Here is a 21633-nt window from a genome sequence, read left to right as displayed (position 1 = left end):
CGCGTCAGGCTTGCGGCGCGGTCTCCCAGAGACCCACGATGTTGCCCTCGGTGTCCTTGAAGTAGGCCGAGAAGCCCATCGAGGCGACGGGCTCCTTGGGTGACAACACGGCACCGCCGGCTGCCTCGACCCGGGCCAGCGTGGCGTCGATGTCCTCCACGTCGATGACCACGGTCGGCGAGGCGAGGGTGGTCGACCGCTGGCCCATTCCCCCGTTGATGTACCCGGGTTCGGTCGGTCCCTGGTCACCGCTCGGGCCCGTGGACACCATCGTGTAGTCCATGCCGGGGTAGGACTGCAGGTCCCATCCGAACAGGTCGCCGTAGAACGCGCGGGCCCGCTCCCCATCGTCGTAGGGGAGCTCGAAGTGGACGATGCGACCGCTCATGACGGGGCCTCCCTGGGTCGGCGCCCCGCCAGGGCGGAGCGCTACGTTCTGGACTCCCCAGTCTGCCCCTCGGGGCCGTCGGCGTCACCGCTGTCGGAGGGCAGTTCCGGCTCCTGCCCGCCCGACCCGTCCTTGCGGGACTTCTTGACGGCGGCCTCGGCCTCGGCCTCGCGCTGGAGCTCTTCGGCACGGTAGGACATCCGTCGCATCCGGGCGTTCATGTTGCGCATGAGGAGGTAGAGCGCGACCGCCAGCACGAAGAAGGCGACGAAGCCCCATAGTCCGGGCGAGACCATCGCCGAGGGCGCGCCGTTCACGACGTCACCTCGCGGCGCCCGTCGTAGGCGAGCTCCAGGTCGCCCCTGGTCGCGAGCTCGTCGCCCGTGGCCGCGTCCGGGATGCCCGCGAAGAGGTCGTCCTCGACGGGAATGACGGGCAGGTACGAGAGGGCCGCCTCGAAGTCCTCGGTCGGCCAGACGCTCACCTGCATCTCACGCGGCACGCGGAACCAGGCGCCGTCCGGGTCGATCTGCGTCGCGTGCGCCAGCAGCGCCTGGTCGCGCTGGTCGAACCAGTCGGCGCAGTGCACGCGCGTGGTGATGGTGCGGGCCTTCTCCGGGTCCCAGTCCTTGAGCCAGTCGGCATACGGACTCTCGACGCCCTGCTCCAGCAGCGCGTCGTGGAAGGCGGCGTACTTGGCCCGGTTGTGCGAGTTGTAGTAGAGCTTCAGCGGCTGCCACGGCTCACCGGCATGGGGGTATGCCGCGGCGTCGCCTGCCGCCGCGAAGGCCGCCATCGACACGGTGTGGGTCATGATGTGGTCCGGGTGGGGGTAGCCGCCGTTCTCGTCGTACGTCGTCACGACGTGGGGACGGAACCGGCGGATCTCGCGGACCAGGGCTTCGGTCGTCACCTCGATCGGCTCGAGGGCGAAGCACCCATCGGGGAGCGGCGGCAACGGGTCACCCTCGGGAAGACCGGAGTCGACGAAGCCCAGCCACGTGTGCTGGACACCGAGGATCTCCTGGGCCCGCTTCATCTCGTCACGGCGGACCTGCGCGAGGTCCCGCTCGATGTGGGGGTCGCCCTTGAGCCGCGGGTTGAGCACGTCGCCGCGCTCGCCGCCCGTGCACGAGACCACGAGCACGTCATAGCCCGTGGCGGCGTACCTCGCCATCGTCGCCGCACCCTTGCTCGACTCGTCGTCGGGGTGCGCGTGCACCGCCATCAGTCGCAACCGGTCAGCCACCTGCACAACCTCATTCGTCCATCGCCGACAATGGTCCTCCGGAGTCACCAGACGTCCGGACCGTTTGCCATCCTCTCACCCGCGGAAGGTCACCCATGCCGCTCCCCCGTCCCGCACCCGGCACCGGTCGCTGGTGGGTGATCGGCACGATCGGCTGCACCATCGGGGTCGCCCTCGCGGTCTGGCTCGGGCTGGCCAACAGCCTGGGCGCCGTCACGTGGACCGACACCGACTACAAGGTGCTCGACGACCGCAGCGTGCAGGTCGGTTTCGACGTGCACCGGTCCCCCGCCCAAGCGGTCACGTGCACGGTCCAGGCGCAGGACACGGCGCACGGCGTCGTCGGGGTGCTCGAGGTCCAGGTGCCACCATCCGCGGAGCGGTCGGTGCACCAGCAGGTGGTGGTACGCACCGCGTCACGGGCCGTCGGCGGCAGCGTCCGCAGCTGCGCGGCCTCCTAGGCGCACGAGGGAGACCAGCCGTCCGAGGGCGAGCCCGCCGACCGACGTCGTGACCGCCAGCAGGAAGTACTGGAAGGCCGCGAGCCCGGGCGTGAGCTCGTCGTTGCCCAGGCCGCCGTCGAAGAACCCGGACACCACGCTGACCAGGCAGGCGGCGGACAGCAGTGCGGAGGCCCCGATGGCCACCCGCCCGGAGGATCGGGTGGCGAGCCAGACGAGCAGCAGCTGCGCGAGGATCATCGGCACCGGCGCCGCCAGCAGGGCCTCCGGTCCCCAGGCCTCACCCCAGGTGTTGACGCCGGCGCGGACCGCGAGGAGCCCGCCAGTGAGGTCGGTCGCGAGGAGGATCGCCATGGCGATGCGCAGCCCACGAGTCGTGGCGGTGGGGGTCGTGAGGGACATGCTGGGTCTCCTTGGTTCTCGGACGGGCCTTCCCCGTCAAGGCAGCAGCGTGCCGGGGCTCACTTGGGGCCGACTTCGGGCTTGCTTGGACGAAGGCCACCCCACCCCGTCTGACCTGCGAATTTACCGGCTCGGCACCCGAGGTGGGCCGACCAGCCGACGCGATGCCGCGGCATACCGGAGCCACTGTCCACGAACTCGGCGAAATGGACCCTTTCGAGCGCGGCGATGTAGTCTTGTCCTTTCACCGAGCGGTCTGGACCCGACACTGCGATGCCACTGCGAACGTGGTCGGGGTCCGGGCCGCTGTGCGTACCACCATCTCCGAGACGCGTCCGCGTCCGGCGGAGACCCGAACAAGGAGTACACCGTGAGCGAGACCGCGACCCCCACCGCGAGCTACCTGACCCAGGAGGCCTTCGACCGTCTGAAGGCCGAGCTGGACCAGCTCTCCGGCACCGGCCGTACGGAGATCGCCAAGAAGATCGAGGCCGCCCGCGACGAGGGCGACCTCAAGGAGAACGGCGGCTACCACGCGGCCAAGGAGGAGCAGGGCAAGATGGAGGCCCGCATCCGCCAGCTGACCCAGCTGCTCGAGAACTCCATCGTGGGCACCAAGCCGGCCGATGACGGTGTCGTCGAGCAGGGCATGGTCGTGACCGTCGAGATGTTCGGCGACGACGTCACGTTCCTGCTGGGCTCGCGCGAGATCGCCGACGGCACCGACCTCGAGGTCTACAGCGAGAAGTCGCCCCTCGGCGCTGCCATCAACGGCAAGAAGGCCGGCGACAAGGCGTCCTACAAGGCCCCCAACGGCAAGACCATCCAGGTCCGCGTCAAGTCAGCGACGCCCTACACCGCGTGAGCGTCTGCGCCCTTCGCGGCCCAGGCATGCCGCTCAGCTGAACTTGAGCTCGTAGCCGTGGCCGCGCAGGGTGCGCAGGACCTCGTCGCAGTGCTCCTTGCCCCGGGTCTCGAGCTGCAGCCCGATCTCGACCTCGTCGACCGTGATCGTCGTGCCGGTGCGGATGTGCTCGACCTCGAGGACGTTGGCGTCGACGGCCGCACAGTCGGCGAGCAGCTTCGCGAGGTGGCCGGGTCGGTCCGAGACCCGCACGCGGAACTGCAGGTAGCGTCCGGCTGCCGCCATCCCGTGCCGGATGATCCGCAGCAGGAGCAGCGGGTCGATATTGCCGCCTGAGAGGACCGCCACCACTGGTCCGTCGAGCTGCTGCTGACCTGCCTTGTCGAGCAGGTGGGCGACCGCCGCCGCGCCCGCGGGTTCGACGACGAGCTTGGCGCGCTCGAGGGTGAACAGCAGGGCCCGCGACAGCTCCTCCTCGCTCACCGTCTCGATCGCGTCGACCAGTTCGCGGACGAGGGCATAGGGCACGTCACCCGGCATCCCGACGGCGATGCCGTCGGCCATCGTCTGCATGTTCTCGTAGGCGACCGGCTTGCCCGCCGCCAACGACAAGGGGTATGCCGCGGCCTGCTCGGCCTGCACGCCGATGATCCGCACGTCGGGGCGGGCAGCCTTGACGGCGACGGAGATCCCGGCGAGCAGGCCCCCGCCGCCGGTGCTGACCACGATGGTCTTGACGTCCGGGCACTGGTCAAGGATCTCCAGCCCGGCGGTGCCCTGACCGGCCACGATGTCGCGGTGGTCGAAGGGGTGGATGAGGACCGCTCCGTTGTCCGCCTCCCACGTGCGGGCCTTGACCAGGCACTCGTCGATCGTGGTGCCGACCTGCTCGATGGAGGCTCCGTAGGCCTTCGTCGCGAGCAGCTTGGGCATGGGCGCCCCATGAGGCATGTAGACCTTCACGTCGATGCCGAGCAGCTGACCAGCCAGCGCGACGCCCTGGGCGTGGTTGCCGGCGCTGGCCGCGACCACGCCGCGCGCCTTCTCCTCGTCGGAGAGCCTGGCCATGCGGGTGTAGGCGCCCCGGATCTTGAACGAGCCGGCGCGCTGGAGGTTCTCGCACTTGAGGAAGACCTCGGCGCCGACTCTGTCGGAGAGCGCTCGGCTGTACTCGAGGGGCGTGGGACGGACGATGCCACTGAGCAGGTCTTGCGCAGCGCGCACGTCGTCGAGGGTGACAGACAGCGTCGGTGATGCCATGGCCGGAAGGCTAGTCCCTTCCACGGCACCCCGACGCCATCGGTGGGTCAGCCCGGGTGAGCTAGCCCTGCGTGCGCTTGTTGAAGGCGCGGATTGCCAGCGGGGCGATGACCAGTGTCAGTCCGATGGTCCAGATCAGCGTCGTCACGACCGGGTGGTGCATCGGCAGCTGGGCATCGGCCGGCACCGGGATGTCGTTGCCCCACAGCTGACGCACCGCCTGCACGAGCGACGAGATGGGGTTCCACTCGGCGATCACCCGCAAGGCGTGCGGCATGTTGTCGGTCGGCGCAAAAGTGTTGGCCAGGAAGGTGATCGGGAACATGGTCGTGAACATGAGGCCGTTGACCGCCTCGACCGACCGCATGGCCGATCCGACGAGGATGCCGATCCAGATCATGGCGAAGCCCCACAGCAGCAGGAGCGCATAGGCCAGCACGGCCTCGGCGAAGCTGCCCCGGATCCGCCAGCCGACGAACAGGCCGGTAACGGACATGACGAGGATGCCGATGCTGGAGTGCATCAGGCTGGAGATGCTCCGACCCACGAGCACGGCCGAGGGGTTGATCGGGAGCGACCGCATGCGGTCGACGATGCCCTTGTCGATGTCGGCGGTCAGGCCGACGGCGACGATGAAGGACGCGAAGGCGATGGTCTGCCCCATGATCCCGCCCATCAGCCACTCCCGGTAGCCGGCCGGCGAGCCCTGCACCGCGATGGAGCCGCCGAACACATAGGCGAACAGGAGGACGAACATCACCGGCTGGATGGTGACGTCCATCAGCATCTCGGGCATCCGCTTGATGTGGATGAGGTTGCGTCGCGTGATCGCGAGGGACTGCCGCAGCAGGCCGGTCGGCTTGATCTCGGGGCGGGCGATGCCGCTCGCCGACCTGCGCGTGGTGGTGTCGGTGGTCATGACGCCTGCTCCTGGTCGGTGTCGGTGGCAACGTCCTCGGCCCGGTGGCCGGTGAGGTGGAGGAACACGTCGTCGAGACTCGGTCGCTTCAGGCCGAGGTCGTCGAGCTCGATCGCGCTGTCCTCGAAGATCGCGGCGATCCGCGTCATGTCGCGCAGTCCCTCGGCCGGCGCCGTGAGCTGGCGGGCGGCCTCGTCGACGTGGACCTCGGAGACGCGCTGGCGCAACATCTCGGCGGCAGTCTGGAGGTCCTCCGCGCGCGACACCGTGAGCACCAGGCTCGCCTTGCCGCTGCGGTCCTTGAGCTCGAGAGGGGTGCCCTCGGCGATGATCTGGCCCCGGTCGATGACGACGATGCGGTCGGCGAGCTGGTCGGCCTCCTCGAGGTACTGCGTGGTGAGCAGCAGCGTGGTGCCGTCCTGGACGAGCCCACGCAGCACCTCCCACAGCTCAACACGGCTGCGGGGGTCGAGCCCGGTGGTGGGCTCGTCGAGGAAGAGGACGGGCGGCGTGGCGATGAGGCTGACGGCGAGGTCGAGCCGACGACGCATGCCGCCGGAGTAGGTCTTGACGGTCCGGTCGGCCGCCTCCGTCAGCGAGAACCGCTCCAGCAGGTCGGCGCCCGCCCCCTTGACGTAGGACGACGACAGTCCATAGAGGGACCCGATCAACCGCAGGTTCTCGCGGCCGGTCAGCAGCTCGTCGACCGTGGCCGCCTGGCCGGTGAGGCCCATGGACCGGCGCACCGCGTCGGGCTCGCGCAGCACGTCGTGCCCCGCGACCCTGGCCGTGCCGCTCGTGGGCCTGGCCAGCGTCGTCATCATCCGCACCGTCGTCGTCTTGCCGGCGCCGTTGGGACCGAGCAGCCCCAGCACCGACCCCTCGGGCACGGAGAAGCTCACGTCGTCGACGGCGGTCTGGTCACCGAATCGCTTGACGAGGTGCTCGGCCTCGATCGCCAGGGCTGTCATGCCTCGACCCTAGGCCGGGGTCTGCTCGCACAACCAGTCATTTTCCAGTCCTCCGATTCGCGTTATATCGCGTTTGTCGAGACACGTTATATCGCGTCTGTCTCCTTGCCCGCAACCCCAGCTTCCGCCCCGCGCGTCGCTACCCTGCAAACCCCGCAGCAGCTCCCCTGCACACCCCGCTGGACCGACGCTACGCCCCACCACCGACAACGGCCTTGGCCAGGGCCCGCGCCGCGACCGGGTGCCTCTCGCGCAACAGGCCCACCGCAAAGAGCAGGTATGCCGTGTCGGTCACCAGCGCAGCCTCCCGAGGAACCTTCCAGCCGCCGGCGTGGTCGCTGCTGACCGACTGCAGCACCTCCTCGCGCCCGACTGACGTGGCGTGCCGGAGCACCCCTCCGGAGCCGATCACCACCTGGACGTCCGCCAGCGGCCGGGCCCCGGCACCGGGCCCGGGCGGTCGGGCATGACGCCGCGCCGCAACCACGGCTGCGGCGCGTGCCAGGGCGAGGTCCATCGCCCACTCGTCGCCCCCCTCCGGGAGGTGACCGGTGTCGCGGACCAGCCGCGCGGCATACCCGTCGATGCCTGGGGGGAGGGGCACCTGCTCACGGTGGGCGGCCTCGACGATCCCCTCGGCGTTCCACCGCATGCCGAGGTCTGCCTCCACGGTCCGGGCGTGCCACAGTGGGGCGACCACGTCCTTGGCCAGTCCGGCGTCCTCACCCTGCGGTCGCAGCGCGGAGTAGACGTCGGTGGTCGCTCCCCCGATGTCGACCACCATGACGTCACCGTCGAGGTGTTCGGCCAGCACGGCGACCCCGTCGAGGACGGCGTCAGGGGTGGGGGCCTGCACCATCGCAGCGAAGTCCGCCCCCTTGGACAGGCCCTTGCCGCCGATGACGTGGTCCAGGAAGACCTGCCTGATCGCGGCGCGGGCCGGCTCGGGGACGATGACGCCGATGGACGGCAGCACGTTGTCGGCCACGGTGAACGAGCGCCCCGTCGAGGACAGGATCGCGGCGACCTCGGCCTGGACCTCGGCGTTGCCCGCCACGACGACAGGTGCTCCGATGCGAGCCTTCGCGAGGCGAGATGCGTTGTGCAGCAGCACTTCTCCGTTGCCGCCGTCGGTGCCACCCACGAGCAGCACGAGGTCGGGGCGGCTGTTCCTCAGTTCCCGGACCCCGTCACCCGACAGCGGTCCCGACGTCACGTGGGACACCCGCGCGCCGGCGCTCAGCCCGACGCGGTGGCCGGCCTGCGCCGTGACGTCCCGCTCGTAGCCCACGACGGCCAGCCGCAGCCCGCCACCCGCACTCGAGCACGCGAGCACCTCGTCGACGGGGCCGTGGACCGCAAGCTCCGCGCGCAGGGTGCGGTAGCCGTCCAGGACATCGGTGCCGATCGTCGTCGGTGTGGAGGACGTGGCGACGACCGACCCCGACCCGTCGACGAGGACGGCCTTGGTGAAGGTCGACCCGAAGTCGACACACAGCAGCTGCGCCACGTCGTTGGCCCGATCCCCGCTCGCCCGTTGCTCGTTCGCCCGATGCCCGCTGGGCCGGTCAGCCGAGCCGGTCGAGCGCCTGCTGGAGGTCGGCGATGAGGTCCTCGACGTCCTCGATGCCCACCGAGAGACGGATCAGGTCGGCCGGCACCTCCAGCTCGGTGCCCGCGACGGAGGCGTGCGTCATCCGGGCCGGGTGCTCGATGAGGGACTCGACCCCGCCGAGGGACTCGCCGAGGGTCCACAGCTGGGTCTCGCCGCAGACCTTGACGGCGACGTCCTCGCCGGCCTTGACCTGGAACGAGATCATGCCGCCGAACCGCTTCATCTGGCGCTTGGCGACCTCGTGCCCGCGGTGGCTCTCGAGCCCCGGGTAGTGGACCGCGCTGACCGCCGGGTGGCTGAGCAGGAAGTCGACCACGCGCTCGGCGTTGTCGCTGTGCCGCTCCATGCGGAGCGCGAGCGTCTTGAGACCCCGCAGGACCAGCCAGGCGTCCATCGGGCCGGCGACCGCACCCATCGAGTTCTGATGCGTTGCAACGCGATCCACCGCGTCCTCGAAGCCGGGCACGGTGATGTCGTTGCCCACGACGACGGCGCCACCGACGACGTCGGAGTGGCCGCCGCAGTACTTGGTGGTGGAGTGCGTGACGATGTCCGCCCCGAGCGACAGCGGCTGCTGCAGGTAGGGCGACGCGAACGTGTTGTCGACGACGAGCAGGGCGCCCGCCTCGTGCGCCACCTCGGCGAGGGCGGCGATGTCGGCGATGCCGAGCAAAGGGTTGGTCGGCGTCTCGACCCAGACGATCTTGGTCAGCCCCGGGCGGATCGCCGCGCGCACCGACTCGACGTCGGCGATCGTGGCGATCGTGTGCTCGATGCCCCAGGTCGCCAGCACCGTGTTGAACAACCGGTAGGTGCCGCCATAGGCGTCGCTGGGCACGACGACGTGGTCGCCGGGCTTCAGCAGGGCGCGCAGGACGGTGTCCTGGCCCGCCAGGCCCGACGAGAACGCGAACCCGCGAGCGCCCCCCTCGAGGGCGGCGAAGCACTCCTCGAGGGCGGTGCGGGTCGGGTTCGCGGAGCGGCTGTACTCGTAGCCACCGCGGAACCCACCGATCCCGTCCTGCTTGTAGGTGGAGACCTGGAAGATCGGGGTGATGACCGCCCCGGTGCCGAGGTCGGGCTCCTGGCCCGCGTGGATCGCACGCGTGGCGAAGCCCTGGTTGCTGCTCTGCTCGCTCATGGCCGCAAGGCTAGCCTCCGCTCAGGGCTGCTCCCTCACCACCGGGTCACCCACGCGGACCACTCCGCCCTCCAGGATCCGGAAGACCGTGCCGCCTCGTGCGTGCAGTGCCTTCATGGCTCCCGGCCCGATCAAGTCGTCCATCAACCGGCAGGGCGCGGCGGGGCGGACCACCTCGAGGAGGGCCTCCCCCATCCGGACCCGGGTCCCCGGCCGACCGGGCACCGGGCCGCCGGACACGGTGATGTTGCGACGAGTGGCTCCGGGTTCGACGGGGGCTCCGAGCTCGCGGCTCGCCTCGGTCAGCGCAGCCTCCGACTGCACCGTGACGTGACGATGCCTCGACCCGTGGTAGCGGTCCCCCACCAGCCCGGCACCGGCCTCCGCCACGACCGACTCGACGGGTCTCATGGGCAGCTTGGTGGCCTTCGCGACGTGGATGGACACCACCGTCCCGAGGTGGACGTCGACAGGGTCGTCGTTCACGGTGTCACCTTCTGCCACTCGCGCATCATCGCGTCGTTCACGAAGCCGATCACCTGGTTGACGTTCAGCATGGGGGCGTTGTCGTCGGCGTTCCAGGTGCGGACGCTCCTCGTGGCCGGAGACTCCTGCATGAGCGAGAGCGTGCAGGCGGCCTTCATGCGCAGGCCGAGCCGGTGCCCACGGTGCTCGCGCACCACGAGCGTGTCCTGCTGGAACGCCACCGCCGGGTTCTCGCGCGGCACCTGCACCTGCGTGTAGCCGACGAGCTCGCCGGTGGCCTGGTGCACGGCGTACGTGTCCACGACCCGGCGGCCCATGGCTGCGATCCGCTCGTAGTCGCCGCGCACGCGCTCCTCGTCCCAGCGCTCCTCCTCGAGCTGGAGGTCGCCCATCGGGATGTCGGTGCTCATCCGCCGGCTCAGCTCCGCGCGCCCTGCCACCCACGCGTCAGGTATGCCGTCCCAGCAGGTCTGCACGATGTAACCGTCGGCCTCGTCCCCGGCCAGCGGGGCTTCCATGCGCCCGCGGTCCGCCGGCAGCGTCAGGGAGCTGCGCATCACGGTCTGGGCGACGGCATACCCGTGCGGCGCAGCAAATTCCTCGCCGCTCTCGTCCCGCGCACCCACGGGCCACTGCGTCTCTGCGAGCAAGACGGAGCGACCATGCTCGCGGGCGGCGGCCTCGGTGTGGTCGAGCAGTGCGCTGCCGACCCCGCGGCGACGGTGGTCGGGATGGACCACGACGAAGACCATGGCCTGCGACAGGTTGTCGTGCTGCGGCATCGCGAGGCCTGCGGCGCCGACCACGGTCCCGGCGTCGTCGACGGCTGCCCAGGGGATCCGGCGTCGGTCGGTGCTGCGACCCATCTCGCGCAGCTCGTCGGCCGAGTGGGCCGTGTGGTCCGGGCCGAACTGGTGTCGGCCGTCCGCGGCGAAGACCTCGGCCCAGTCGTCGAAGAGCTGCCGCTGGGTGTCGTCCGGGTCCTCGATCAGGGTGATGGTGACCATGCCACCACCCTGCCCGGGCCAGCGCCCTCTGCGCCAACCGTTTCGCAGCGCCTTGGCGCCCGAGCACGGAACAGTCGAGAGCCGGGGCGCGTTGGACCGGTCGTGATATTCGGATCGCGTGCCAAGACGACCCTGCCCACCGCCGAGACCGCCCTGCGAGGACGCGAGACGCGTCCGTTCCACATCGCCGACGACCACGTCGTCCTGCACACCCCGCTCGAGGGTCCGTGGCCGGACGGCACCGAGGTGCTCTACATCGCGATGGGGTGCTTCTGGGGTGCAGAGCGCATCTTCTGGAGGCAGCCCGGCGTCGTGACCACGGCGGCCGGCTACATGGGTGGCCTGAYGCCGAACCCGACCTACGAGGAGACCTGCACCGGCCTCACCGGCCACGCCGAGGCGGTGCTCGTCGCCTACGACCCGGAGCAGACCACGCCGGAGCTGCTGCTCAAGGAGTTCTGGGAGAACCACGACCCGACCCAGGGCAACCGGCAGGGCAACGACATCGGCACGGCCTACCGGTCCGCGATCTACTGGACCACGCCGGACCAGCAGCGGGCCGCGGAAGCGACGCGCGAGGCGTTCCAGAAGGTGTTGTCGGACAACGGGTTCGGCACCATCACGACGGAGCTGCGGTCAGCCGAGGACGCGGGCGCGTTCTACTACGCCGAGGACTACCACCAGCAGTACCTCTACAAGAACCCCGGCGGCTACTGCAACCACGGACCCAACGGCATGACCTGCCCGGTCGGGCTGGTGAAGCAGGACCAGCTCCCGTCGCAGGAGAGCGTCCTGCGCGTCAACGACTCGAGCGACCTCAGCGGCTGACCCACCGTCCGCCCGCCCCCGCCAGGTCAGCGACCCACTGGGCATACGGTCGTGGTGTGCAGATCCGTGACATCGCCGACTCCGACCTCGACGCCTTCGTGCCGATCTTCCGCGAGGTAGTCGACGCCGGTGAGACCTACGCCTACCCGTCCGACCTCTCCGACGAGCAGATCCGCGACCTGTGGTTGGAGGCCGCGCCAGGGCGCACGGTGGTCGCGGTCGACGACGACGGCGACTTACTGGGCAGCACGAAGATGGGGCCCAACCGACCCGGCCGCGGCTCGCACATCGGGACGGCGAGCTTCATGGTGGGATCGGCGGCGCGCGGCCAGGGTGTCGGGCGGGCCTTGGCCGAGGACATGGTCGCCTGGCACCGGCGCGAGGGCTTCGCGGCCATCCAGTTCAACGCCGTCGTCGAGACCAACACCGCGGCAGTCCGGCTGTGGCAGGACCTGGGCTTCAGGATCCTCGCAACGGTCCCAGCAGCCTTCGAATCCAGGACGCACGGCCGCGTCGGGCTCCACCTGATGCTGCTGGAGCTATGACGTCGCCGAGCGGCGGTGAGGCTGCGGACGCCTTTGCTGCCGCGCGGAGCGCACGCCACTGCCCCACCAGGTCGTCGACGTCGACCAGCGGCGCCCAGATCGGGTAGCGCGGCCCGACACCGGGTCGGAGCCGATCGATCTTCACGCGGTGGTTGTAGTCGTCGAGCACGGCACGGACGCTGGCCTCGGTCCGCAGGTCGAGCAGCGACGCGGGGAACCCAGCCGCCTCCTTGCGCAGCGCCAGCGGCGGCGACAGCGCGCCGGACAGGTCGAGGTGCTCCCGCTCGGCCAGCCGCCTGACCCACCAGTCCGGGTCCTCACGTTCCGGGTCACCGAGGCTGCGCAGCGGCTTGCCCGAGCCGGACAGGTTGTCGAACTCCCCGCGTTCCTGCGCCTCACGGATGGCCCGTTCCACCGGAGATTCCCAGTTCTCCATGGTGCCAACCTAACTCGCGCATCCACCGACGAGGTATGCCGCGTGGGCGAGCACGTGGGCGACCACGCCGGCGAGCATGCGGGTGACCACGCGGCATACCTCTTCTAGGTGGGTGGGGCGGGGTGGCTCAGGCCGGGCCGCCCGGCGCGGCCAGCTGCCTCGGTGACGTTGCGGGCCACGCTCCCGGCGGCACGCTCGAGCGGCGTGCGGGGGGCTCCCGAGACGCTCGGCGGCATCACCACCACCGGGCAGCTCGCACCGTTGACCAGGCGCATGGCAAACCCCGGGAGGGTCGTGAGGTCGAGCCGTCGGGGTGCGTCGATGACCAGCAGGTCCGCGTGCTCAGCCGCCGCGAGCAGGCCGACGCGCTTGCCGCCGGGGACCAGCCGGACCTCGACGCCGTGCCCACCTCCGAGCACCTCGGCCACATCGGCCTGCAGGTCGGCCAGCGCCTGCTCCTGCGCGGCGCCGGCGTCCTCGGTGATCGGCGCCGGGGTGACCCTGGATGCCGTCTGCGGGGGCGTGGGCCGCCACGCGCGCACGGCCACGACGTGCCCGCCGCGCAGGGCCGCCAGCTCGGTGGCCCAGTGCAGCGCGGTGGGCGACTTGGAGGTCGCGCTGACCCCGACAACGATCGTGTAGGGCTGCATCTCGTCGAGAACTCCCATCACCACCACCTCCTACGCGCGGACCGGCTCGGGCTGCGGATCGTCGTCGCTGACCTTGCTCAACGGGTCGGCGATGTCCTCCAGGCCCTTGCCTTCAGCGTCAACCCCGATCCGGATGGCGACCAAGCCGCCGACGAGCATGATCGCCGACGCCAGGACGTAGCCCCAGAACAGCGGGGTGCGCTCCTTGCCCTCTCCCACGAGGGCGCCGAACAGGACAGGGCCCAGGGCGCCGAAGATCTGGCCGATGGCGAAGAAGTACGAGATGGCCTGGCCGCGCACCTCGAGCGGGAAGATCTCGCTCACTGTCAGGTAGGCCGAGGACGCTCCCGCCGAGGCGAAGAAGAACGACACGCACCAGAAGATCGTGTGCGTCGTCGCGTTGAGCGTGCCGGCCTTGAACAGGAACGCCGACACCAGCAGCACCAGTCCGGCGATCATGTACGTCGCGAAGATCATCTTGCGCCGGCCGATGGTGTCGAAGAGGTGGCCGAGCAGCAGCGGTCCGGCGAGGTTGCCGACCGCGAACGGGATGAAGTAGATCGCGGCCGCCGACTTGTCCAGGTGGTAGAAGTTCTGCAGCACCAACGCATACGTGAAGAAGATGGCGTTGTAGAGGAAGCTCTGCGTGATCATCATCGTCAGGCCGAGCACGGTACGGGACGGGTACTTCTTGACGAAGACGTGGAGCAGGTCACGGAAGGGGATGCTCTCCCTGGCCTTGATGCTCATCGCCTTGTCCTCGTCGACCGGGGCCAAGGTCTTGCCCTGGGCCTCCACCGACGCCTCGATCTCGTCGACGATGCGTTCGGCCTCCTCGCCCTGGCCGTGGGTCACCATCCAGCGCGGGCTCTCGGGGATGTGCCGGCGCAGCCAGATGATGATCAGGCCCATTACCGGTCCGATGAAGAAGGCCACCCGCCACCCGACGTTCTCGGCGACGTGGTCGGTGTCCAGCAACCAGAAGCTGGCGAACGCACCCAACAGGGCCCCTGCCCAGTAGGTGCCGTTGACGGCGATGTCGACCCGGCCGCGGTACTTCGCCGGGATCAGCTCGTCGATGGCGGAGTTGATCGCGGTGTACTCGCCGCCGATGCCCAGACCTGCCACGAACCGCCACAGGTAGAGGAACCACGGCGTCCAGGCCAGACCTGCGATGCCCGATCCGATCAGGTAGATGGCCAGGGTGATGATGAACAGCCTCTTGCGGCCGAGCCGGTCGGTGAGGCGGCCGAAGGTGAGCGCCCCGACGACCTGGCCGATGAGGTAGATCGTGCCCGCGAAGCCGACCTCAGTGGAGCTCATGTGGAGGCTGTCCTGGAAACCCGCGTTGGACACGAGCTGGATCTCGAGCCCGTCGAGGATCCACGAGACGCCCAGACCGACCACCACCAACCAGTGGAACCGGGCCCAGGGCAGCCGGTCCATCCTGATCGGGATCAGGCTCCGCACCGCCTCGGACTCGGTCGGGACTGCTGCTGTCGTCATGGGCCACTCCTCGCTCTTCACGTCAGGTGGTTGCGCAACGCACCCGACGGGAGAACCTACGCGCGGTTCGTCCGATTCGCACGTTGAACAATACCCTGACCTGCGCAAACACGCGCGCGACCCACCTTGAACACCCCTGCGGCGCCTCCCTGCGTAGGGTCTGGTCCATGCGAATCGTGTCCCTGCTCCCCTCGACGACGGAGATCCTCTTCGCCATCGGGGCAGGCGACCAGGTCGTCGGCGTCACCTTCGAGTGCGACACCCCGGTCGAGGCGCGCACGCGCACGATCGTCTCGACGACGGCCATCCCCGAAGGCCTCTCGCCCCGCGACATCGACGCCTTCGTGAGCAAGGCGATGGCCGCCGGCGAGGACCTCTACCACCTCGACGCGGGAGCCCTCGGCGCCCTGGACGCAGACCTCGTCGTCACCCAGGACCTGTGCGCCGTGTGCGCAGTCGACGTGTCCGTCGTCGACGACGCGCTCGCCTACCTCGGATGCCGGGCCGAGGTGCTGACGATCGACCCGCACACCCTCGACGAGGTCCTGGACTCCGTCACCGCCCTCGGCACCGCCACCGGTTGCGAGGGCAGCGCCGGTCGGCTCGTGGCCGGCCTGCGCCAACGCCTGTATGCCGTGGAGCAGGAAGTGCGCGGGGCGCCCAGACCGCGGGCCCTGGTCCTCGAGTGGACCGACCCCGCCTTCGCCCCGGGTCACTGGGTGCCCGAGATGGTGACCCTCGCCGGCGGCCTCAACGCGCTCGGCACGGCCGGCGAGAAGTCGGTCCGGGTGACCTGGGACGCCGTCCGGGAGAGCGCGCCGGACGTGATCGTGTGCGCCCCCTGCGGCTACGACCTCGAGGGCTCGGTTGCGTTGGCACGCAAGGCGATCGACGACGGTGAGCTGCCACCCGGCATACCTGTCTGGGCTGTCGACGCGAACGCGAGCTTCGCCCGACCCGGTCCTCGCCTCGTCGATGGCGTCGAGGCGCTGGCCGCGGTCCTGCACCCCGACGCGACGCAGCCGCCGCGCCAGGACATGGCACGACGGCTGCGATAGACCTGTCGCGACAGGGCGCGAGGGCTAGTCGACCAGGGCGATGAGCAGGTCGGCGCGGGTCAGCACTCCGACCGGCTTGCCGTCCTCGACGACCATGATGGCGTCGGCCTTCTCGAGCTCGTGGCGGGCGACCGAGACGGGCTCGCCCGCGCCGACCAGGGGCAGCGAAGCCTCCATGTGCTTGTCGACCGAGTCGGTGAGGTGAGCGCTGCCGTTGAACAGCGCCTCGAGCAGGGCCCGCTCGCTGACCGAGCCCGCCACCTCGCCAGCCATGACTGGCGGCTCGGCCTTGACGACCGGCATCTGCGACACGGAGTACTCGTGCAGGATCTCGATGGCGTCGCGCACGGTCTCGGTCGGGTGCGTGTGCACGAGGGCCGGCATGTCCCCGGCCTTCTTGTGCAGCAGCTCGCCGACGGTGGTCTGGTCGACTGACCGCATGAAGCCGTAGGAGCTCATCCAGTCGTCGTTGAAGATCTTGGACATGTAGCCGCGCCCGCTGTCGGGCAGCAGCACGACGACGATGGCCTCGGCGGGCAGGTCCTTGGCCGCGCGCAGGGCGGCGACGACGGCCATGCCGCAGGAACCGCCCACGAGCAGGCCCTCCTCCTTGGCGAGGCGGCGCGTCATCTCGAACGAGTCGGCGTCGCTGACGGCGATGACCTCGTCGACGACCTTCGGGTCGTAGGCCGTCGGCCAGAAGTCCTCACCGACGCCCTCGACGAGGTAGGGACGGCCCGTGCCGCCCGAGTAGACCGAACCCTCGGGATCCGCGCCGATGATCTGGACGCGTCCGCCCTCGCGGGTGTCGGACACCTCGCGCAGGTAGCGACCCGTGCCGGTGATGGTGCCGCCGGTGCCGACGCCGGCGACGAAGTGCGTCACCCGACCGTCGGTGTCGTCCCAGATCTCGGGGCCGGTGGTCTCGTAGTGGGAAGCGGGTCCCATGGGGTTGGCGTACTGGTTCGGCTTCCACGCGCCCTCGATCTCGCGCACGAGCCGGTCGGACGTCTCGTAGTAGGAGTCCGGGTGGTCGGGAGCCACGGCGGTCGGGCAGACCACGACCTCGGCGCCGTAGGCCTTCAGCACGTCGCGCTTGTCCTGGCTGACCTTGTCAGGGCAGACGAACACGCACTTGTAGCCCTTGCGCTGGGCCACGAGAGCCAGGCCCACGCCGGTGTTGCCGGACGTCGGTTCGACGATCGTGCCGCCGGGCTTGAGCTCGCCGGAGGCCTCCGCGGCCTCGACCATCTTCAGCGCGATGCGGTCCTTCACGGACCCACCCGGGTTCATGTACTCGATCTTGGCCAGGATCGTCGCGGCGACCCCTTCGGTGACCGAGTTCAGCTTGACGAGGGGCGTGTTCCCGACGAGGTCGGCGATGTGCTCTGCGTACTTCACCAGCCCATCCTCTCAGATGCTGGACACCCACCGGACCCGCGGCAGACGGCGGGCCAGTCACTGGAAAGTCCTCCAACTGTGCTCTCCCACAACTGGTGGAGCCCTGGGAACACCCCCCGGCGGACCATCAGAGGGGGAGGGGGCACACCATGTCATGGTCAGCCGTTAACGTCAGGGAGACCGGCGAGGAGAGGGAGCTGTCGATGGGTCGTGCTCGACGCGCGCGCAAGATCGCGGCCACCGCTGCCTACGGCGGTGGCGGCCTCGCCGCGGGCATCGGCGCCCTGGGCGCGCTGGGCTACGGCGTGCTCAAGGCCGAGGCCAAGGTCGCCCGACGGATCGTCGGCCAGCCCTTCGACGGCTCACCGGACGACAACGGCACCTACGGCGCCGGCGTGGGCGAGCCGGTCGAGCTCATCGTCCTCGGTGACTCCTCGGCCGCGGGCATGGGCGCGGACAACCGCTACCAGACGGTCGGCGCGATCATCGCCAACGGCGTCTCCGCCCTCACCGGCAGGCCTGTCCGACTCACGAACACGGCCGTCGTGGGCTCCGAGTCCTCCGGGCTGGAGCTCCAGCTCGCCAACGCCCTTGACCAGGTGGCGCGTCCCCACGTCGCGGTCATCATGATCGGCGCCAACGACGTCACGCACCGGATCAACAAGGCGGTGGCGGTGCGCCACCTCGAGACGACCGTGCGGGCGCTGCGAGTGCTGGGCACCGAGGTCGTGGTCGGCACCTGCCCCGACCTGGGCACCATCCAGCCCATCCCCCAGCCGCTGCGGCTGATCGGACGCCGCTGGTCGCGCGACCTCGCCGCGGCCCAGACCGTGGCCGTGGTCGAGGCCGGGGGTCGCACCGTCTCGCTGGGAGACCTGCTCGGCCCCGAGTTCGCCGAGCGTCCGCACGAGATGTTCAGCGCCGACCGCTTCCACCCCTCCCCCGCCGGCTATGCCCGGGCCGCCTCCGCCTTGCTGCCCAGCGTGTATGCCGCCCTGGGCGTGTGGTCGGGCGAGCGGTCCGAGGAACGCACCCCCGACACCCGCCGAGGCGAGGGGGTTGGTCCCGTGGCGGTCGCAGCGGTGCACGCCGTGCGCGACCCCGGGACCGAGGTGAGCGCCACCCAGATCGCCGGCCAGAGCCGCGGCCCCCGTGGTCCCTGGGCGATGCTGCTGCGTCGCCCCCGCAACCCGGTGCCCGACCGCCATGAGCAGGCGCACGGCCCGACGGGAGGCTCCACCGACAGTGCCCCACAGGTCCTGGCCGACGGCGCGACTGACCTCACCAGCCACGCTGCGCGCGAGTCCGGCGTCGCGTCCGGCGTCGCGTCCGGCGTCGAGTCCGGCGTCGAGTCCGGCGAGAGCAAGGACACACCCACGGACCCAGCCACACGGCATACCATCGAGGCTGACTAAGCGGCCGCTTATCTCGCGGCCCCTCGCAGCTGTTGCATGAGGAGGAACCCGTGACCGAAGCCGTCATCGTCTCGACTGCCCGCACGCCCATCGGGCGCGCGTTCAAGGGCTCGCTCAAGGAGATGCGTCCCGACGACCTGTCCGTGCAGGTGATTAGTGCCGCGCTGGCGAAGATCCCCGAGCTCGACCCCCGCCTCGTCGAGGACCTCTACTGGGGCTGCGCCGAGCCGTCGGGTCGGCACGGCTCCAACATGGCGCGCGTGATCGCCGTGCTGGCCGGTTTCGACGGGCTGCCGGGCTCCACGATCAACCGGTTCTGTGCCTCGTCGGTGCAGACGACGCGGATGGCCTACCACGCGATCAAGGCCGGCGAGGGCGACATCTTCGTCTCCGGTGGGGTCGAGTGCGTCTCGCAGTACACCAACTGGGCCGGGGCCGGTGGCTCGTCCGGTGACGACCAGAACCCACTGTTCGCCGGGTCCGCCGCCCGCAGCGAGCAGATCGCGAAGTCGAACGAGACCTGGTCCGACCCGCGCGAGCAGGACCTCCTGCCTGACGTGTACCTCTCCATGGGCCAGACCGCCGAGAACGTCGCCACCCTGCGCGGCATCTCGCGCGAACGCCAGGACGAGTGGGGTGTCTCGTCGCAGAACCGCGCCGAGAAGGCCATCGCCGACGGGTTCTTCGAGCGCGAGATCGCGCCGGTGACCTTGGGCGACGGCAGCGTCGTGAGCAAGGACGACGGCCCGCGCGCAGGCGTGACCCTGGAAGCGCTGCAGGGGCTCAACCCGGTCTTCCGCGAGCAGGGCACCATCACCGCCGGCAACTGCTGCCCGCTCAACGACGGCGCCGCCGCGGTGGTCGTCATGAGTGACACCAAGGCCAAGGAGCTGGGCTTGACGCCACTGGCCCGGGTGGTCTCCACCGGGGTCTCCGGGCTCTCGCCAGAGATCATGGGCCTTGGCCCGGTCGCGGCCTCGCGCCAGGCGCTCGCCCGCGCCGGCATGACGATCGGCGACATCGACCTCTACGAGATCAACGAGGCGTTCGCGGCGCAGGTGCTGCCATCCGCCGATGACCTGGGCATGGACTTCGACAAGCTCAACGTCCACGGGGGCGCGATCGCCCTCGGTCACCCGTTCGGCTCGACCGGCGCGCGGATCACGACGACGCTGCTCAACGGCCTGGCTGCCCGGGACGGCCAGTTCGGTCTCGAGACGATGTGCGTGGGTGGCGGCCAGGGCATGGCCATCATCTACGAACGCCTCAGCTGAGGGTTTGCCGAGAGGCCCGGATTCCTTCCCGGTTGGCGTTTCAGAACCTCGAGATCCGGGCCTCTCGCCTGCCACCACGCGCAAGACTGTTCCCATGGGGATCTTCCGTCGCAGCAAGAACCGTGACGACCAAGGTGCGCAGCGCACGCAGGAGTCGATCGAAGCCTTCTGGTCATGGTGGGCCACCGAGGGGAGGGGCCTGGCGGAGCACAGCATCGGTGGCGGCGGCAACGAAGCCCTGGTGGCGCAGATGAGCCGAGCGGTCTCCGGCATTCATCCCGGCCTCGCCTGGGAGCTCAGTCCCGGGTCAGCCGCCAAGCACTGCCTCGTCGTGAGTCCGGAGGGGGACGCCGCCCTTCGCGCCCCTGCCCGTCGCTGGCTCAAGGCCGCTCCCGTCGCCGATGCAACGTGGGAGTTCGCGGACTCGCGGCAGGCCAACCCGGACGCGGAGGCCGTCGAGCTCGAGATCGGCGGGCAACGCATCGCCTTCGCCGAGGTGGTGGTCGGCGCGCGACGGGAAGGTCACCGCATCGACGTCAGCGTCCACCACCCAGCCTTCGCCACCCTGGACGAACACAGCCGGATCACCGTGACGTTCCTCGCCCTCGACAACGCCCTGGGCGAGACCGATGTGGAGCTCTGGGTCGGTGAGGTCGCGCCGGCTCAGGTCGCGCCCCTCGACGGGTTTGGGTTGACCGGTCTGCGCGCGGTCGTGCGCGACCTCAAGGCGGAGAACACCGACAAACACGGCCAGCCGGGCTGGGCGATCCTGAGCGGGGACGGCGAGGGCGGGCCGGTCCTCGCCATGACCCAGGTCCCACTCGCGTCGGCGACGGCCCCGGAGCTCGACACCCATGCTGCCGTCGTCGTCCCCTACGACGACCAGACCGAGCGCGGCCTGCCGGGAGAGAGTGCGCTGGCCGCACTGCGGAGACTGGAGGACTCGATCAACGAAGCCCTCGGCGACGCCGGCAGGGTGGTCGCGCACCAGTCCCAGGGCGGGGTTCGCGTCCTTCACGTCTACCTCGACGCGGCTGCGGACGCCGTCCCCCTGCTGGCCAGCATCGGCGACCCCTGGCCGCAGGACGTGCAGATCCGGGTCACCCCCGACCCCGCGTGGGCCAACGTCGCCCACCTGCGCACCTGAGCGGGCGCATGCCAGCAGGCCCGCCGGGGTGGCGGGCTGTGGGGCGGGGTCATGGTCGCCAAGGCGGGGATGGCTTTGACGTTGGGGCTGCGGTCTCGAGCTGGTCCCAGACGTCGTAGGTCCTGATGGCTGGCCGAGCTCCGGCGCCGGAGCTCGAGTCCGAGCCTGCGTCCGACCTGGAGCCGGAGCTGGAGCCGGAGCCTGGGCCGGAGCAGGGGTCGGACCCGGAGCCGGAGCAGGGGTCGGGGTCGGAGCTGGAGCCGGGGCCGGGGTCGGGATCGGGATCGGGATCGGGATCGGGATCAGAGCGGGGGCCCGTGCCTGGGCAGTGGGTGAGCCAGTGGTCGTAGGCGCCGGGGGTCAGCACCCAGTGGACCCGGCCGTCGACGATCTGACCGTGGTAGCCCTTGCGGTGCACGATCGTGTGGTGCCGCCCGCACAACAGGGCGGCGTTGGTCAGGTCGGTGGCTCCGCCGTCGGCCCAATGCCTCAGGTGGTGTCCGTCGCACCAGGACGCGGGCACGGTGCAGTTGGGGAAGGTGCACCCGCCGTCACGCAACCACAACGCCCGCAGCTGGGCGGAGGTGAACAGCCGGAACCGCCGGAACC

The 21633-nt window shown here is 70.3% G+C and carries 24 protein-coding genes; 8 read left to right on the top strand and 16 right to left on the bottom strand.

Going from position 1 to position 21633, the window contains the following annotated elements:
* Positions 1 to 4: 4 nt before the first annotated feature.
* Genes AC1DXJ_RS19470 through mca form a run of 3 tightly spaced genes read right to left on the bottom strand, consistent with a single transcriptional unit; the run spans position 5 to position 1637 of the window.
* Positions 5 to 388 (bottom strand): VOC family protein, encoded by a 384-nt coding sequence (locus AC1DXJ_RS19470; protein ID WP_477633090.1) that lies wholly within the window; start codon positions 386 to 388, stop codon positions 5 to 7.
* A gap of 41 nt (positions 389 to 429) precedes the next feature.
* A complete protein-coding gene (locus AC1DXJ_RS19465; protein WP_477637764.1) occupies positions 430 to 705 on the bottom strand; it encodes a hypothetical protein in 276 nt (91 codons plus the stop codon).
* Complete coding sequence (mca, locus tag AC1DXJ_RS19460; protein ID WP_477637763.1) at positions 702 to 1637, bottom strand: mycothiol conjugate amidase Mca; 936 nt, start codon at positions 1635 to 1637, stop codon at positions 702 to 704. Before mca ends, AC1DXJ_RS19465 begins: the two co-directional genes overlap by 4 nt.
* Before the next feature lie 95 nt (positions 1638 to 1732).
* Here mca and AC1DXJ_RS19455 point away from each other — a divergent pair, with 95 nt between their 5' ends.
* Positions 1733 to 2098, top strand: a complete 366-nt coding sequence (locus AC1DXJ_RS19455; protein WP_477614741.1) for a DUF4307 domain-containing protein — start codon at positions 1733 to 1735, stop codon at positions 2096 to 2098.
* Here the strand turns inward: AC1DXJ_RS19455 and AC1DXJ_RS19450 are convergent.
* Complete coding sequence (locus AC1DXJ_RS19450) at positions 2054 to 2500, bottom strand: hypothetical protein (protein ID WP_477637762.1); 447 nt, start codon at positions 2498 to 2500, stop codon at positions 2054 to 2056. The genes AC1DXJ_RS19455 and AC1DXJ_RS19450 overlap by 45 nt on opposite strands.
* A gap of 370 nt (positions 2501 to 2870) precedes the next feature.
* On the opposite strand from AC1DXJ_RS19450, the gene greA reads away from it, so the two are divergent.
* Positions 2871 to 3365: a transcription elongation factor GreA gene (greA, locus tag AC1DXJ_RS19445; protein WP_477614739.1), complete on the top strand. Its 495-nt coding sequence runs from the start codon at positions 2871 to 2873 to the stop codon at positions 3363 to 3365.
* A gap of 33 nt (positions 3366 to 3398) precedes the next feature.
* Here the strand turns inward: greA and ilvA are convergent, their stop codons facing one another.
* The 7 genes from ilvA to AC1DXJ_RS19410 form a co-directional block, all read right to left on the bottom strand.
* Entirely contained in the window at positions 3399 to 4625 is a 1227-nt protein-coding gene (ilvA, locus tag AC1DXJ_RS19440) for a threonine ammonia-lyase (RefSeq protein WP_477614738.1), read from the bottom strand.
* Between the two features lie 61 nt (positions 4626 to 4686).
* On the bottom strand, positions 4687 to 5544 hold the full coding sequence (locus AC1DXJ_RS19435) for an ABC transporter permease (RefSeq protein ID WP_477614737.1): 858 nt from the start codon (positions 5542 to 5544) through the stop codon (positions 4687 to 4689).
* Positions 5541 to 6515 carry an ATP-binding cassette domain-containing protein gene (locus AC1DXJ_RS19430; RefSeq protein WP_477637761.1) on the bottom strand — a complete coding sequence of 325 codons (975 nt, stop codon included), beginning with the start codon at positions 6513 to 6515 and terminating at the stop codon, positions 5541 to 5543. Before AC1DXJ_RS19430 ends, AC1DXJ_RS19435 begins: the two co-directional genes overlap by 4 nt.
* A gap of 190 nt (positions 6516 to 6705) precedes the next feature.
* Entirely contained in the window at positions 6706 to 8025 is a 1320-nt protein-coding gene (locus AC1DXJ_RS19425; RefSeq protein WP_477637760.1) for a glutamate mutase L, read from the bottom strand.
* A 58-nt stretch (positions 8026 to 8083) separates the two neighbouring features.
* Positions 8084 to 9271 carry a cystathionine gamma-synthase gene (locus AC1DXJ_RS19420; protein WP_477637759.1) on the bottom strand — a complete coding sequence of 396 codons (1188 nt, stop codon included), beginning with the start codon at positions 9269 to 9271 and terminating at the stop codon, positions 8084 to 8086.
* 21 nt (positions 9272 to 9292) lie between these two features.
* Positions 9293 to 9757: an MOSC domain-containing protein gene (locus AC1DXJ_RS19415; RefSeq protein WP_477637758.1), complete on the bottom strand. Its 465-nt coding sequence runs from the start codon at positions 9755 to 9757 to the stop codon at positions 9293 to 9295.
* Complete coding sequence (locus tag AC1DXJ_RS19410) at positions 9754 to 10764, bottom strand: GNAT family N-acetyltransferase (RefSeq protein ID WP_477637757.1); 1011 nt, start codon at positions 10762 to 10764, stop codon at positions 9754 to 9756. Before AC1DXJ_RS19410 ends, AC1DXJ_RS19415 begins: the two co-directional genes overlap by 4 nt.
* Positions 10765 to 10869: 105 nt before the next feature.
* Between AC1DXJ_RS19410 and msrA the strand changes: the two genes are divergently transcribed.
* Positions 10870 to 11592, top strand: coding sequence for a peptide-methionine (S)-S-oxide reductase MsrA (gene msrA, locus AC1DXJ_RS19405; RefSeq protein ID WP_477637785.1), 723 nt, complete (start codon positions 10870 to 10872; stop codon positions 11590 to 11592).
* A gap of 56 nt (positions 11593 to 11648) precedes the next feature.
* Positions 11649 to 12137: an N-acetyltransferase family protein gene (locus tag AC1DXJ_RS19400; RefSeq protein WP_477637756.1), complete on the top strand. Its 489-nt coding sequence runs from the start codon at positions 11649 to 11651 to the stop codon at positions 12135 to 12137.
* Here AC1DXJ_RS19400 and AC1DXJ_RS19395 read toward each other — a convergent pair.
* From AC1DXJ_RS19395 to AC1DXJ_RS19385, 3 genes are all read right to left on the bottom strand, one after another.
* Positions 12052 to 12573 carry a DnaJ family domain-containing protein gene (locus tag AC1DXJ_RS19395; protein WP_477637755.1) on the bottom strand — a complete coding sequence of 174 codons (522 nt, stop codon included), beginning with the start codon at positions 12571 to 12573 and terminating at the stop codon, positions 12052 to 12054. The two genes, AC1DXJ_RS19400 and AC1DXJ_RS19395, sit on opposite strands and share 86 nt — an antisense overlap.
* Before the next feature lie 104 nt (positions 12574 to 12677).
* On the bottom strand, positions 12678 to 13241 hold the full coding sequence (locus tag AC1DXJ_RS19390; protein WP_477637754.1) for a universal stress protein: 564 nt from the start codon (positions 13239 to 13241) through the stop codon (positions 12678 to 12680).
* A gap of 12 nt (positions 13242 to 13253) precedes the next feature.
* Positions 13254 to 14729 carry an MFS transporter gene (locus tag AC1DXJ_RS19385; protein ID WP_477637753.1) on the bottom strand — a complete coding sequence of 492 codons (1476 nt, stop codon included), beginning with the start codon at positions 14727 to 14729 and terminating at the stop codon, positions 13254 to 13256.
* Positions 14730 to 14896: 167 nt separating this feature from the next.
* Here AC1DXJ_RS19385 and AC1DXJ_RS19380 point away from each other — a divergent pair, with 167 nt between their 5' ends.
* Positions 14897 to 15787, top strand: coding sequence for a cobalamin-binding protein (locus AC1DXJ_RS19380; RefSeq protein ID WP_477637752.1), 891 nt, complete (start codon positions 14897 to 14899; stop codon positions 15785 to 15787).
* A 24-nt stretch (positions 15788 to 15811) separates the two neighbouring features.
* Here the strand turns inward: AC1DXJ_RS19380 and AC1DXJ_RS19375 are convergent, their stop codons facing one another.
* Complete coding sequence (locus tag AC1DXJ_RS19375) at positions 15812 to 17188, bottom strand: cystathionine beta-synthase (RefSeq protein WP_477614725.1); 1377 nt, start codon at positions 17186 to 17188, stop codon at positions 15812 to 15814.
* 203 nt (positions 17189 to 17391) lie between these two features.
* On the opposite strand from AC1DXJ_RS19375, the gene AC1DXJ_RS19370 reads away from it, so the two are divergent.
* From AC1DXJ_RS19370 to AC1DXJ_RS19360, 3 genes are all read left to right on the top strand, one after another.
* Positions 17392 to 18603 carry an SGNH/GDSL hydrolase family protein gene (locus AC1DXJ_RS19370; protein WP_477637751.1) on the top strand — a complete coding sequence of 404 codons (1212 nt, stop codon included), beginning with the start codon at positions 17392 to 17394 and terminating at the stop codon, positions 18601 to 18603.
* Positions 18604 to 18653: 50 nt separating this feature from the next.
* Entirely contained in the window at positions 18654 to 19877 is a 1224-nt protein-coding gene (locus AC1DXJ_RS19365; RefSeq protein ID WP_477637750.1) for an acetyl-CoA C-acetyltransferase, read from the top strand.
* Between the two features lie 94 nt (positions 19878 to 19971).
* A complete protein-coding gene (locus tag AC1DXJ_RS19360; RefSeq protein ID WP_477637749.1) occupies positions 19972 to 21024 on the top strand; it encodes a DUF695 domain-containing protein in 1053 nt (350 codons plus the stop codon).
* 49 nt (positions 21025 to 21073) lie between these two features.
* Here the strand turns inward: AC1DXJ_RS19360 and AC1DXJ_RS19355 are convergent.
* Positions 21074 to 21633: HNH endonuclease signature motif containing protein (locus AC1DXJ_RS19355; protein WP_477637748.1), on the bottom strand; the 560-nt coding region annotated here is incomplete at its 5' end.

The organism is Pedococcus sp. P2_D9, from assembly GCF_056404275.1.
Note: the sequence above shows the minus strand (reverse complement) of the source record. Positions and strands in the feature narration are given on the sequence as shown.

Coding starts and splice junctions, on each gene's coding strand:
- AC1DXJ_RS19395 (WP_477637755.1), bottom strand. CDS start 12,573: ATGGAGAACTGGGAATCTCCGGTGGAACGGGCCATCCGTGAGGCGCAG.
- AC1DXJ_RS19435 (WP_477614737.1), bottom strand. CDS start 5,544: ATGACCACCGACACCACCACGCGCAGGTCGGCGAGCGGCATCGCCCGC.
- AC1DXJ_RS19370 (WP_477637751.1), top strand. CDS start 17,392: ATGGGTCGTGCTCGACGCGCGCGCAAGATCGCGGCCACCGCTGCCTAC.
- AC1DXJ_RS19470 (WP_477633090.1), bottom strand. CDS start 388: ATGAGCGGTCGCATCGTCCACTTCGAGCTCCCCTACGACGATGGGGAG.
- AC1DXJ_RS19450 (WP_477637762.1), bottom strand. CDS start 2,500: ATGTCCCTCACGACCCCCACCGCCACGACTCGTGGGCTGCGCATCGCC.
- AC1DXJ_RS19455 (WP_477614741.1), top strand. CDS start 1,733: ATGCCGCTCCCCCGTCCCGCACCCGGCACCGGTCGCTGGTGGGTGATC.
- ilvA (WP_477614738.1), bottom strand. CDS start 4,625: ATGGCATCACCGACGCTGTCTGTCACCCTCGACGACGTGCGCGCTGCG.
- AC1DXJ_RS19380 (WP_477637752.1), top strand. CDS start 14,897: ATGCGAATCGTGTCCCTGCTCCCCTCGACGACGGAGATCCTCTTCGCC.
- AC1DXJ_RS19410 (WP_477637757.1), bottom strand. CDS start 10,764: ATGGTCACCATCACCCTGATCGAGGACCCGGACGACACCCAGCGGCAG.
- AC1DXJ_RS19385 (WP_477637753.1), bottom strand. CDS start 14,729: ATGACGACAGCAGCAGTCCCGACCGAGTCCGAGGCGGTGCGGAGCCTG.
- AC1DXJ_RS19360 (WP_477637749.1), top strand. CDS start 19,972: ATGGGGATCTTCCGTCGCAGCAAGAACCGTGACGACCAAGGTGCGCAG.
- AC1DXJ_RS19430 (WP_477637761.1), bottom strand. CDS start 6,515: ATGACAGCCCTGGCGATCGAGGCCGAGCACCTCGTCAAGCGATTCGGT.
- AC1DXJ_RS19420 (WP_477637759.1), bottom strand. CDS start 9,271: ATGAGCGAGCAGAGCAGCAACCAGGGCTTCGCCACGCGTGCGATCCAC.
- AC1DXJ_RS19390 (WP_477637754.1), bottom strand. CDS start 13,241: ATGGGAGTTCTCGACGAGATGCAGCCCTACACGATCGTTGTCGGGGTC.